General features: G+C 71.7%; 12 protein-coding genes. 3 read left to right on the top strand and 9 right to left on the bottom strand.

Annotated features, from left to right (window positions below):
• Positions 1 to 33: 33 nt before the first annotated feature.
• On the bottom strand, positions 34 to 858 hold the full coding sequence (locus tag LZG04_RS26730; RefSeq protein ID WP_233821696.1) for an SDR family NAD(P)-dependent oxidoreductase: 825 nt from the start codon (positions 856 to 858) through the stop codon (positions 34 to 36).
• 42 nt (positions 859 to 900) lie between these two features.
• Positions 901 to 2,364: a wax ester/triacylglycerol synthase domain-containing protein gene (locus tag LZG04_RS26725; RefSeq protein ID WP_233821693.1), complete on the bottom strand. Its 1,464-nt coding sequence runs from the start codon at positions 2,362 to 2,364 to the stop codon at positions 901 to 903.
• 463 nt (positions 2,365 to 2,827) lie between these two features.
• On the opposite strand from LZG04_RS26725, the gene LZG04_RS26720 reads away from it, so the two are divergent.
• Genes LZG04_RS26720 through LZG04_RS26710 form a run of 3 tightly spaced genes read left to right on the top strand, consistent with a single transcriptional unit; the run spans position 2,828 to position 4,968 of the window.
• The gene (locus tag LZG04_RS26720; RefSeq protein WP_233821691.1) at positions 2,828 to 3,145 is read left to right on the top strand and encodes a hypothetical protein; all 318 of its coding nucleotides are present in this window, start codon (positions 2,828 to 2,830) and stop codon (positions 3,143 to 3,145) included.
• Positions 3,146 to 3,184: 39 nt separating this feature from the next.
• Complete coding sequence (locus LZG04_RS26715; RefSeq protein ID WP_233821689.1) at positions 3,185 to 3,475, top strand: hypothetical protein; 291 nt, start codon at positions 3,185 to 3,187, stop codon at positions 3,473 to 3,475.
• 26 nt (positions 3,476 to 3,501) lie between these two features.
• Complete coding sequence (locus tag LZG04_RS26710; protein WP_233821686.1) at positions 3,502 to 4,968, top strand: AarF/ABC1/UbiB kinase family protein; 1,467 nt, start codon at positions 3,502 to 3,504, stop codon at positions 4,966 to 4,968.
• A gap of 75 nt (positions 4,969 to 5,043) precedes the next feature.
• Here the strand turns inward: LZG04_RS26710 and LZG04_RS26705 are convergent, their stop codons facing one another.
• From LZG04_RS26705 to LZG04_RS26675, 7 genes are all read right to left on the bottom strand, one after another.
• Positions 5,044 to 6,135, bottom strand: a complete 1,092-nt coding sequence (locus LZG04_RS26705; protein WP_233821684.1) for a phospholipase — start codon at positions 6,133 to 6,135, stop codon at positions 5,044 to 5,046.
• A gap of 142 nt (positions 6,136 to 6,277) precedes the next feature.
• A complete protein-coding gene (locus LZG04_RS43080) occupies positions 6,278 to 6,550 on the bottom strand; it encodes a DUF6851 domain-containing protein (protein WP_374202891.1) in 273 nt (90 codons plus the stop codon).
• 220 nt (positions 6,551 to 6,770) lie between these two features.
• Entirely contained in the window at positions 6,771 to 7,778 is a 1,008-nt protein-coding gene (locus tag LZG04_RS26695; protein ID WP_233821680.1) for a pectinesterase family protein, read from the bottom strand.
• A gap of 47 nt (positions 7,779 to 7,825) precedes the next feature.
• On the bottom strand, positions 7,826 to 8,587 hold the full coding sequence (locus LZG04_RS26690; RefSeq protein WP_233821678.1) for a rhamnogalacturonan acetylesterase: 762 nt from the start codon (positions 8,585 to 8,587) through the stop codon (positions 7,826 to 7,828).
• A gap of 390 nt (positions 8,588 to 8,977) precedes the next feature.
• Positions 8,978 to 9,691 (bottom strand): hypothetical protein, encoded by a 714-nt coding sequence (locus tag LZG04_RS26685; protein ID WP_233821677.1) that lies wholly within the window; start codon positions 9,689 to 9,691, stop codon positions 8,978 to 8,980.
• Between the two features lie 186 nt (positions 9,692 to 9,877).
• A complete protein-coding gene (locus tag LZG04_RS26680; RefSeq protein ID WP_233821826.1) occupies positions 9,878 to 10,528 on the bottom strand; it encodes a response regulator transcription factor in 651 nt (216 codons plus the stop codon).
• A complete protein-coding gene (locus tag LZG04_RS26675; protein WP_233821675.1) occupies positions 10,528 to 11,811 on the bottom strand; it encodes a histidine kinase in 1,284 nt (427 codons plus the stop codon). Before LZG04_RS26675 ends, LZG04_RS26680 begins: the two co-directional genes overlap by 1 nt.
• Positions 11,812 to 11,872: the final 61 nt, after the last annotated feature.

Below are 11,872 nucleotides of genomic sequence, written 5' to 3'. Positions count from 1 at the left end.
CTGGTGGGGCCTCCGGAGGTATCCGTGGTGGGCTCAGACGGGGATGCGACCGTGCTGGAGGAAGCCGAGGAGCTGCGGCCCGCCGACGTAGCAGGTCGTGCCGCCGTCGGCGACCAGGCAGCTGCCGGTGACACCGCGCGAGGCGTCACCGGCCAGGTAGACCACCGACCCGACCACGTCCGACGGGTCGCCGAACGCGCCGGAGGGCACCGCCGCCAACAGCCCCGCGCTCGCGTCGGGGTCGGCGAAGAAGGTGCTGGTCAGGTCGGTCCGCACCCAGCCCGGCGCCAGGGCGTTCACCCGCACCCCCGCGGCAGCCCACTCGGCGGCCAGCGTCCGCGTCAGCGAGATGACGGCGGCCTTGGTGACGGCGTAGTGCGCGAGCATGGGGGTGCCCCCGAGGCCGGCGATCGACGAGACGTTGATGACCGAGCCGCCGCCGCGCTCGACCATGTGCGCGCCGAACACGTGGCAGGCGTGGACGGTGGATTCCAGGTTCAGCCGCAGCACCCGCGTCCAGTCGTCGAACCCCAGATCCAGGAACGGGCCGGCGTGACCGATGCCCCCCGCGTTGTTGACCAGGACGTCCAGGGCGCCGAACTCCGCGAACGTCGACCGCGCGGCCCGGCGGATCTGGTCGCCGTCGTTGACGTCGCAGGTGAGGACGAGCGCCCGGCGGCCCAGTGCCTCCACCTCCCCGGCCAGGCGCTCGAGCTCGGTCGTGTTGCGCGCGAGCAGCGCGACGTCCGCGCCCGCCTCGGCCAACCCGGTGGCGATCGCCCTGCCGATCCCCCTTGACGCCCCGGTCACGAGTGCCGTCTTGCCCTTCAGGTCGAACGAGTCCAACGCGGACGCCATGGGTCCTCCGGTTCGCGGTGCGCGGGTCGGCTGTGGCGGTGCTCAGGCGGTCGTGGACGCGGCGGCGGTGTCGGGGGCGAGGGCGAGGATCTCCTCGAAGCTCTCCCGCAGCGCGGCGACGAACGCGTCCGGCTCGGTGAACGCGCCGGTGTCGAGCGTGATCCCGATGTGGCAGCGGTCCCCGTACGTGGTCAGCGCGATGCTCGTCGCCCCGCGCAGCAGCGGGGGGAACGGCGAGACGCCCAGCACCTTCGCCCCGGCCAGGCGGAACTCCCCCGGCACACCGGGGAAGTTGGTGGCGATCAGGTCGTTGCCGCGGAACATCTGGGTGAACACGAACCTCACCAGGGGTCCGGGCAGCGGCGTGATCGGGCGGGTGAGCAGGTCCAGCGCCCGCAGCACCGGTTTGGTGCGCACCGCGGCCACCCGCCTGCGGGACTCGGCGATCCGCTCGACCGCGCTCAGGCCCGACACCGGCATGGCCAACCGCGTGCTGGCCAGCCGGTTCCCGGCCGGCAGGTCGTCGCGCCGGCGCACGCTGATCGGGATCAGGAACGGGACCGCGGGCAAGTCCAGCCCGAAGCGGTGGTGGTACCGCTCGAAGCCGCCCATGAGGCCTGCCACGAAGGCGTCGTTCAAGGTACCGCCTCCGGCCTTGCCCCCCGCCCTGAGCGCCCGCACGGGGAACTCCAAGGTGTCGAAGTGCACCGCGTGGCTGCGTGCCCGCAGCAGTGGTGACGCGGGGACCGGTGGCAGCAACGTGGCCCGGGCGAACGACATCAAGCCGTCGGTGACGCGGTCGACCGGTGGCAGGGCGAACCCTGGCTTGGGGTTGCCCCGCGTCGCGCGGATCCCACCGGCGGCGCGAAGCAGTGCCGGGACCACCCTGAACAGGTTCCTGGCGAAGCGACCGGTGAGCAGTGCGATGGCGACGGCGGGCCGCGCTTCGGGCGCCGGCGGCAGAGCGGGCTCGTCCATCGAGGTCGTCGCGTCGTCCAGCACGACCGTGGCCAACTGCGCCGCGCCCAGGCCGTCACTGAGGCTGTGGTGCAGCTTGAGCAGGTAGGCGGCCCGGCCACCCCGACCGTCGTCGAGCCCCTCCACCAGCGTCACCTCCCACAGCGGGCGTTCCGGTGGCAGGGGCGTGGAAGCGACCGCCTGGGCGAGGTCGAGCAGTTGGCGGGCCGTGCCGGGCTCGGGCAGCCGCACCCGGCGCACGTGGTTGCGCACGTCGAAGGTCCGGTCCACCACCCAGAACGGGCGTCCCAGCCTCAGCGGCGGTTCCAAGGCCCGGTGGCGCAACCGGGGCACGATCCGGCTGCTCCACTCGTGCCTGTCCACGAACCGCTCCCAGTCGGGGCACCGGTCGAGCACGAAGACGCCCAGCATGTTCGACCGCATCCCCAGGTGGTTCTCCGCGCGCCAGAACAACGTCTCCAGGGCGTTCATCTCGACCGGCGCACGCCAGACGGCGCGGGCGGGTGCCCCTGTTCCGCGTTCGGCCATGCTTCTCCCTGGAATTCGTTGAGGGGAATCGAGCTGATCGAGCGACATTCGCAGACGTGCCGCGCTTCGACACTTTCATCTCACATACATTCGCCGGCTATGTGTACCCCCATTGGTGTGGCACCTTCGGCCGGCACCCGTGGCCGGCCGCACCCCCGGAAGAGGTACCTTTGTGCGAAGCCATCCCGGCTAACGGCAACGCCCGGGCGGCCGCACCGCGGCTCGGATGCCTTGACCCTGCGTGCACTCGGACGGTTCCGGACCGGCAGTGGGCTGCCCTGGAAGGGCGAGGCCAAACGATACGCAAATATGCCACCCCGCCCGGCCACCCTCCCGATGGGGGCAGAACAAAAGTGCCGTGGTCGCCGACGCGGGATGCGAGCAAAATGGACCCCGACATTCGTCGTGCCAGCGTGATCGGAAAGTTCGCGCGACCGGATAGAAGGCCAAGGGAGTGATGAGGGTGACCACCAGCAGGACCACCAGGCCCGCCGGACGGGTCGGGTTGACCAGGTTCCTCGGCAACCTCGTCGACGACACCAAGGACTTCATCGACGACGTGCTCGACCGCGGCGACGAGGTCGAGCGCGACCTGCGCGGCACCGCCCGGCGGACGTTCCGCGAGGACGAGCGCGACCGTGACGACCGCGACGCCGCCCGTGGCCGCGACGACGACCGACAGGAACTCGCGCTGTTGCGGGAACAGCTCGACGAGCTGGCCGAGAAGATCTCCCGGCTGTCGTCGGCCGAGGAGCAGCCCCAGGCGGCGCGGACCAGCTGAACCACGCCCGCGGCGCGGGCTCGGACGAAGTGGGTGGGCATGGGGGCAAGGCGCGTGCTCGTGCGCGAGCGGGACGGCGGCCTCACCGACGTGGCGGGGCGGCGACCGGTCACCGACTCGGAGGTCCTGGACGACCTCCGCGCCGGGCGGCCGTTCCGGGCTCACCGGCGTGACACGGGAGCCGACTGCACGATCGAGGTCCTCGCCCGCGTGATGGGAGTGCCGCTCGGTCCGGGCGGACGACGTGACGGCCCCGACGGGCGCTCGTCCCTCGCGCAGTTCGCGGAGGGGCTGATCGGCTCGCGTCGCCCCGGTTGCGATCCGCGTTGAACCCGGCACGGGCGACGCTGATCGCCGTGACGCTCACGCGCGTGGCCCTCTCCGGCCGCGCAACGGCGGGAGGTGGGCGGCACCCGCGCTCGCGACGGCGAGCCGTGGCGGTGCGACAAGCCCTCGAAGCACTCGGTCCGCTGTACATCAAGCTCGGACAGGTCCTGTCCACCCGGCCCGACCTCGTCTCCGAGGCCATGATCGAGGAGCTGGCAGGCCTGCACGACAACGTGCCCGCCGCCCCGTTCGACGGGTTCGCGCGGGTGCTGGAGGAGGAGTTGGGCGCCGGGTGGCGTCGGGGCTTCCGGTGCTTCGACGCCGAGCGCCCGCTGGGCTCGGCGTCGTTGGCGCAGGTCTACCGCGCCGACATGCCCGACGGCCGGCCCGTGGCGGTGAAGGTGCAGCGGCCCGGGGTGCGGTCCGTCGTCGAAGCGGACATGGCGGTGCTGCGCCGCGCCGCCCGGTGGTCGGCGCGGCTGTGGCCGGAGTTCAACGCCGTCATCGACTTCAGGGCGATGCTCGACCTCATCTTCGACGCCGTGCGCGGCGAACTCGACTTCACCGTCGAAGCGCGGCAGATGGACATCGGCAGGAAGGCCACCGAGGACTTCGCCCACCTCACCGTGCCGGAGGTCGTCAGGGCGACACCGAGGGTGCTGGTGCAGGATCTGGCGCCGGGGCGTTCCATCCGCGACGTCGATCGCGGCGAATTCACCCGGCACGAGCGCCTCGCCATCGCCCACGACCTGATGGCGTTCATGTACCGCGGGTACTTCGTCGAGCGGATCTTCCACGCCGACCCGCACCCCGGCAACGTGTTCGTCGCGCCCGGCCACCCGGCCGCCCTGATCGACTGGGGCATGGTCGGCCGCCTGGACCGGCCGCTCAGCCTCAAGCTGGCCCTCACCCTGATCAACATCGTGCAGAACGACGGCGACGGCGCGGCCAAGGCGTGGATCGAGATGGGGAAACCGACCCGCCGGGCCGACATCGGCGGGTTCACCAGCGACGTCGCCGCGTTGGTGCCCAAGGCGGCGACCGCGACGCTGGCGGAGCTCGACTTCGGGCTCACGCTGACCACCGTGCTGCGCCACTCCACCCTGCGCCGCATCAAGACCAACCCCGCCGTGCCGCTCTTGGGCAAGTCGTTCGCCAACATGGAGGGCTCGATCCGCTGCCTGGCCCCCGAGCTGTCCGCCGCGGAGGTCTTCCGCGACCAGCTCGCCGACATCATGGTGGACCTGGCGTGCGAAACGCTGTCCGAGGCCCAGGTCGCGCGCGCCATGACCGAGCTGCTGTTGACCGCCGAAGGAAGCTACAACCAGGCGCGGGGAATCCTCCGCGACCTGGCGGACCGCGAACTGCAACTGCCGGTGGAGTCCGGCAACGGGCTCGGGGCCAACCCCTCCTTCACCCGGCTGGTGCTGCTGGCGATCGGCGTTGCGGCAGTCGGATATCTGAAGAACGGCTCTTCCCGGAACGGCGGGACTTGACGCGCGTCCGCGGCACCACGTGAACGGCCTCACGGCGGAGCGCGAGGGCTCCGCCGTGAGGTGGTAGGGGTCAGGTCAGGCGAGGACGCGGTGGTCGTCGGTCGGCCCGGGGGTGTCGGCCCGGTAGCCCAGGGATTGGACCGCCTCGTAGTAGACGGTCGCCAGGGCGTAGCACGCGGGACGCACCGCGTCACCGTAGTTGGCGCACACCCGTTGCAGGTCACCGTAGAACGCGAGGTCTATTCGGTTCTTGTTGGCCTCGAAGCGCTGGGCGGCCTTGTAGTTGCGGTAGCCGAAGTCGTGGCGGGCGCAGGCCGACTCGAAGGTGAACCCGAGCGGGTTGTCCGGCGCCCAGCTGCAGTAGTTGGTGTTCCAGTCGAACTCGTAGGCCGCGTAGTTCGGGTAGAAGCGCCCGATGTTCCACGCGTCGTAGCTCGCGGAACCGGGCGAGGTCAAGCTCTCCAGCACCGCCAGCCGGTTGGGCGCGAGGCCGGTGGCGACCTCGCCGGACCCGATCGAGACCGAGACGGTGTCGGTGCCGAGGCCCGCGCAGGCGCTCAGGTAGCGCAGCCCGTTGGGCAGCGCCAGGCAGCCGGTCCAGACGCCGCCGTACGCCCGCAGCGCCAGGTTGAAGCCGATCTCCACCTGCGCGCCGCCGTCGTAGACCTTCCCGTCGATGAGCACCGCGCCGTAGCTGTAGCCGTAGTAGCCGTTGGCGAACGAGAACGGCGCCGCGGCCGCGACCACCTGCCCGTTGTACGGCGAGCCCGACGTCCGCTCGATCACGTACGCCTGCCCTGCTCCCGCGAGGTAGAAGTTGCAGACGACCTCCGCCAGGTAGTCGATCCGCACGTTGAGCCCGGACTTGCTGATCGACCCGCTGATGTAGGGCGTGCAGCCGGCGTCTTCCACTTGCGCCGCGCCGACCATCTCCGGCGTCTTGCCGGCGACCCGCGGGCGCAGCGCGAGCGCGGAGCCGTTCGCGAGTTCGGTCACCGATCGCGGGCCGGCGGGTCGTTTGGCGGCGTCCGGCTTCTGCGCGGACACGCCGGGTGCGGCGGTGGCCGCCTGGACGTCGATGCCGGGTGCGCTGCCGGCAGCCGCGGCCCCTGCCGGCAACGTGTTCCCCAGCGCACCGAGCAGCACGAGCGCCATTGCCGCGGTCACTGCCGGAATTCTCCTGCCGATGTGTTTCGATCTCATGTCCACCCCGTCCTGGTTTCCTGCTGACCACAAGCTTTCAGCCGGTTCTGGACGGGTACTGGACATCGTCTGGACGTCTTGCCGGGCCTTTATGACACCTCGCCGCTCATCGCCGCCGAGGTCGACGGGTAGTCGGGGTGGTCCGACGTCTCCCGGTCGAACGGCGCGTCGAACTCGTCGGGGTCGCGGAACGAGTACGGCCGAGCGATGCTCCACTGTGGAGTGTCGAACTCCCGCTCGCGATCACCGCCCGACCGGCGCTGTTGCCGGTGCCCGCCGCGGTGGTCGTGTCCCGGCTGTCGTCGTCCGGGTCGAGCCCGGCCGAGACGAACACGTCCCGCCCCTGCGCCCGGAGCTGGGGCAGCCGGCTGGTGAGCACCCGGTCGCTCGCGTACGAGATGGCGATGTCGCGTTCCCGGTTGGTCCTCCGCTCGTCGCGGGCCGAGCCGTGACGCGATGCCCACGGTGGTCGGGTGGAACGGCGCTGTCGCGTCGAACCAGGCGTTGTCGAGCAACACCCGAGCGAGGCGTCACCGGGCGCCGCCGTGGTCCGGAAGAGCGGGTTCTCCGCGGGGATCACGACGTCCCGGATGCCGCGCCTACTGCACGGGGTTCCAGCCGTCGCTGCCGGCCAGGTACTTCTGCGCGGTGTAGTTCGCCGCGGTCGTGCTGCTCATCTGCGGCCGGTCGCCGGTGCCGGTGCTGACGCCGGCCCCACTGTTGTTGTACTCCGTGAAGCGGCAGGTCTTCCAGGAGAAGCCGCCCATGTCCTGCCAAGCACCGGTTTGGCGGATGTGGCCGCCCAGCGCGGAGTCGCGGACCAGGACCTGGCCGATCGCGTCGGCCGCGCCGCCGGCGTGCCAGCAGCGACCCAGGGCGACGGTGCGCGCGGCGGCCGGGCCGGTCAGCGTGGACCTGGTGATCAGGATGCCGTACCGGTTGGACGAGTGGGTGGCCGCGGCGGTGATGTAGCCGTTGTTGCTGCTGCCTCGGTCGAGCGAGCGGATGGTCGTGGAGTCGATGACCAGCGCGCCGTTGCCGTAGATGAAGTCGACCGCGCCTTCGATGTAGCTCTTGTAGACGTACTGGCGGACCTGCGCGCTGCCCGTTCCGCCCCAGGACAGGAACGTGTCCTGGTAGCCCAGCAGGCGGACGTTGCGGTAGACCTGCCGGTCGCCGCCCGCGTACAGGGCCAGCGCCTGGCTGTCGTGCCCGCCGTAGGTGTTGGCGATGGTCAAGCCCGTCACGCTGGTGTCCTTGGCCAGGTTCAGCACGGTGGCGCTGCCCGCGGTGCCGGCCGTGGACGCGGGCGTGCTGCCGGTGATCACGACGTCGGTGGAGGTGCCGGTCGTGCCGCGCAGGGAGATGCCCGGTTTGCTCGCCGGGATGGACACCTGGCCGCGGTAGGTGCCCGGCTTGATGTTGATGACCGAGCCGGACGGGACGGCGGCGAGCGCGGCTTGGATCGTGGTGTAGTTCCCGGTGCCGTCGGCCGCCACGGTGACCGTCGTGGCGGCGTGCGCCGGCGTGGACAGCGTGATGGCGGCCAGCGGTGCGACGGCCAGCGTCACAGCGGCGGTGGTCCGGCGGGTGGCGTGCGGGGGCATGGTGGACCTCTCCTCGATGTGCGGGTACGTCGCCGAGGGCGGTGGCGTCAGTACGGCGCGGTGCTGGGCCAGGTGATCGAGCCGGCGGGGATGGTGCTGGTGAGCTGCCGGAAGTGGGTGGGCGGCGCGATGCCCTGGCCGCGCAGGGCGGTGGCGACGAGGCGGGCGACCTCGATCGCGCCGAACGCCTGGAAGTGCGTGTTGTCCGCGACGCCGTCGGGGTAGTTGGGGTGTTGTCCGGCGGCGAGGTGCAGGAAGTGCTTCTTGGTCCCCTCGACCCCGGCCCGGTTCCACGACGCCGTGCTGGACGCGGTCAGGTCGATCAGCGGCACGCGCTTGGCGGCCGCGAGTTCGCGCATCGCGGCCGGGTACGCGCCGTGCGTCGGCGAGACGACCCCGGCGCTGGTGAAGCGGCGGCGTTCCACCGGGGTGAGCAGGACCGGTTTCGCGCCCTTGGCCCGGCTCTTGTCGATGTACTGGGAGAGGTAGGACTTGTAGGTCGTGGAGGGCTCGGTGTAGCGGGCCGGGTCCTCGATCTTCTCGTCGTTGTGCCCGAACGAGATGAGCAGGTAGTCGCCGGGCTTGATCCGGGCCAGGATGTGGTCGAGCCGACCGAGGTCGATGAAGCTCTTGGAGCTGGCGCCCGACTTGGCGACGTTCACCGCCACCGCGCCGGAGGTGAGGAACACCGGCAGCGCCTGTCCCCAGCCGGCCCGGGGAGCCAGCGAGGACACGTACGTGGACGCGGTGGAGTCCCCCGCGATGTAGAAGGACACGGGCGTCGCCGCCGAGGCGCTCGGCCCGGTCATGACCAGGGAACCCAACGACAGTGCCGCGACGACACCCAGGACTCCGGCGGGTCGGAGGCGTCGTCGCGCCACGGGTCGTCGCCAGGTGGGACGTGTCGGGCGCATGCGCGTTTCCCGTCTTTTGCAGGATGTGCGCCGATCGGTGCCGGTGACCGGAATCGGTGCGATACCCGGCGGAAAACCGGGTATCGCAGTATGGATCGGCGCGCACGCCGACCACAAGGGCCCGAGTCCGATTTGTCGCGCATCCGCCCGGGTCCGGGTAATTGAGACGCGGACCCGGTCGTTCTTCGTGGGTCGAACGGGTGAGTGACTCAATTGGTTCAAGGATGAGAATTGTCCGTCGAATTCATTCGACCGGTCGTGTCGAATGCGATCGGCCCGAACCGGTCACGCCCGGAGGGTGATGTTGGGCCGGGTGCCGTCCTTGGTGAACGTGCCGTAGAGGCCGACGCGGGTGGTGCCGGTGGTGAGGAAGGCCAGGTAGTTGTTGTCGGCGTGCGGACCCGCGACGTGGAAGACCGGCGCGGTGCCCGCTTGGAGGGCGTACCACTGGTCGACCACGATGCAGTTCGGGCCCCACAGGGCCGGCGCCGGGACGGTCTGGCCGACGGCCTCCACCTGGTTGGCGCGGTCGATCACGGCGATGGCGTGCCCCAGGCTGCCCTGCGTCACGCCGATGTACTCGATCACGGTGCCGTTGGCCAGGGGGCTGTTCTTGGCCGCCAGGATGGCGATGACGACCGCGTTGAAGCTCTCGCAGACGCCGACGAACGGCTGCTTGACGGCCCGCGCGGCACCCCAGTCGAGGTAGTCCTTGACGCGCGCGGCGTGCGAGGGCGGGTTGTCGCCGTAGCCGAGGGACCGTGCCTTGAGCTGCGGGATGACCGGCAGCAACGTGTCCCGGCCGGGCGCGTACTGCACGATCCGGCTCTTCGGGTCCTTGCCGACCCGGGTCAGCGGGTTGTTGTTGATGGCGTTGTACGGGTTGTCGATGAAGACGCCCTGGTCGGGCCCGTTCACCGGCTGGCGCACCGCCACGCCTAACGACGACGCTTGGATGCGCGTGGCGATCTGATCCTCGAGCGACATCACGTGTGCCATGTCCTTGCTCCTCCATCCGACGTCTTGTCACTACGCCTATCGGTGGCGGGGCACCGGGCGTGACGGAGGAGGGGGATGAAACGGTGGTCCATCCGGGTGAGAATCGACCAGCCGGCCCAGCCGGGGCAGGCGACGGTCCACTTCGGACGGTTCGGGCACGAACCGTCCGAACCCCGGTGTCGTGCGTCAGAAGGCCGTCGCCCGCAGGTAGGCGAGGACCGCGAGCACCCGTCGGTTGGTGTCCTCCGCCGGTGGCAGGTCGAGCTTGGCCAGGATGTTGCCGACGTGCTTGCCGACGGCCGCCTCCGTGACGACCAGGCGGGACGCGATCGCGGTGTTCGAGTGGCCCTCGGCGACCAGCGCCAGCACCTCGCGCTCGCGGGCCGACAGCCGGGCCAGCGGGTCGCGGCGGCGGGCCAGCAGTTGGCGGACCACCTGCGGGTCGACCACCGTGCCGCCCGCCACGACCCGGCGCAGGGTGGCGACGAAGTCCTCCACGTCGACCACCCGGTCCTTGAGCAGGTAGCCGACCCGTTCGCCGCCGCCGGAGTCCAGCAGCTCGGCGGCGTAGCTGCGCTCGACGTACTGGCTCAGCGCCACGACGGCGAGCCGCGGCTCGGCCCGGCGCAGCGCCACGGCGGCCCGCAGGCCCTCGTCGGTGAACGTCGGCGGCATCCGGATGTCCGTGACGACCAGGTCCGGCCGGGTGTCCGCGACCGCCGCCGTCAACGCCCCCGCGTCGCCGACCTGCGCGACCACCGCGAACCCGAACCGCTCCAGCAGCCCGGCCAGGCCCGCCCGCAGCAGCACCCCGTCCTCGGCGAGCACCACTCGGATCACCGGCACGGCAACTCCACCCGCACCACCGTCGGACCGCCCGACGGGCTGGACAGCAGCATCCGCCCGCCCACGACGGCCGCGCGGTCCGCCAGCCCCGTCAACCCGGTGCCGCGCGCCGGGTCCGCGCCGCCGAGGCCGTTGTCGCCGACCTCCAGCACGAGCGTCCCGCCTCGCGCGAAGGCGTGCACGGTGGCGGTGTCCGCGCCGCTGTGCTTGGCCACGTTGGTCAACGCCTCGGCCACGACGAAGTAGCCGATGGCCTCGACGGCGGCGGGCAGGCGCTCGGGCACGTCGGCGCGCACGGTCACCGGGATCGGCGCGCGGTCGGCCAGCTCGCCGAGCGCCGCCGGCAGCCCGCGATCGGTCAGCACCCTGGGGTGGATGCCGCGGACCAGCTCGCGCAGCTCGGTCATCAGCTCCTTGGCCTCGTCGTGCGCGGCGACGACCTCCGCGTACGCGGGCGAGTCCGGCGGGAGGTCCACCTTGGCCAACCCGAGCCGGAGCGTCAGCCCGACCAGCCTCTGCTGCGCGCCGTCGTGCAGATCCCGCTCGACGCGCCGCCGCTCGGTCTCGAACAGGTCCACCAGCCGGGCCCGGGACCGCGCCACCTCGACCAGCTCGGCCCGCAGCGGTCCGCTGTCGTCGCGGAGCAGGGCGCGGGCCACCGCGCCGTGCGCCGCCGCCAGCAGGGCCACCGGGTACGGCGACAGCAGCAGGGCGACGCCCGCGGCCACGGCGTACGGCGCCGCGGCCCCCGGCGTGGTGACGGTGTCGATCGCGATCGTCACCGGCTCGCCACCGTCCACCAGGAACGGTGACCCGACCATCAGCACCAGGAGCAGCAGCAGGCCGCAGGTGGCGGCGGACATGAGCGCGCCGACCGTCACCAGCAGGACGGTGTACGCCACCGCCCGCCAGGTCGCGGGGTCGGTGTACCTGACGCGGGGCGGGTCGCCGAGCGGGCGGCCGTCCACCAGGCGGGTCCTCAGGTGCTCCAGCCGGGCCACCGGCACCGCCACCCAGGGCAGCACCGCGGCCAGCAGCAGCCCGCCGACCAGCACGAGGACGAGCACCGACGTCCACGGCATCGGCGTCGGGCGGCGCAGCCCGGACACAGCCAGCAGCCACGGCGCGGCCGGCACCGCCAGCGGCACCGATGCCGCCGCGGCGACTACCGGTGTGCTGAGGACGTGCGCGTAGGCGCGCCAAGGCCAGGCGCCGAACAGGAACCGGCTGGTGGTGAGCGCTTCTCGCGCCGTTCTTGGTTTCCCCCTGATCACCCGGCCGACGGTAATCGAGCCGAACCGGCGGCGTCCCGCCCTCTCGGTGTAGTCCGGGGGT

The organism is Saccharothrix sp. S26 (assembly GCF_021390395.1).
Taxonomy (GTDB): Bacteria; Actinomycetota; Actinomycetes; order Mycobacteriales; family Pseudonocardiaceae; genus Actinosynnema.
Note: the sequence above shows the minus strand (reverse complement) of the source record. Positions and strands in the feature narration are given on the sequence as shown.

What these genes read in the sequence shown, in the direction of transcription:
- LZG04_RS26730 (WP_233821696.1), bottom strand. Translation starts at nt 858, where the DNA reads ATGGCGTCCGCGTTGGACTCGTTCGACCTGAAGGGCAAGACGGCACTC.
- LZG04_RS26725 (WP_233821693.1), bottom strand. Translation starts at nt 2,364, where the DNA reads ATGGCCGAACGCGGAACAGGGGCACCCGCCCGCGCCGTCTGGCGTGCG.
- LZG04_RS26715 (WP_233821689.1), top strand. Translation starts at nt 3,185, where the DNA reads ATGGGGGCAAGGCGCGTGCTCGTGCGCGAGCGGGACGGCGGCCTCACC.
- LZG04_RS26695 (WP_233821680.1), bottom strand. Translation starts at nt 7,778, where the DNA reads ATGCCCCCGCACGCCACCCGCCGGACCACCGCCGCTGTGACGCTGGCC.
- LZG04_RS26690 (WP_233821678.1), bottom strand. Translation starts at nt 8,587, where the DNA reads ATGACCGGGCCGAGCGCCTCGGCGGCGACGCCCGTGTCCTTCTACATC.
- LZG04_RS26685 (WP_233821677.1), bottom strand. Translation starts at nt 9,691, where the DNA reads ATGGCACACGTGATGTCGCTCGAGGATCAGATCGCCACGCGCATCCAA.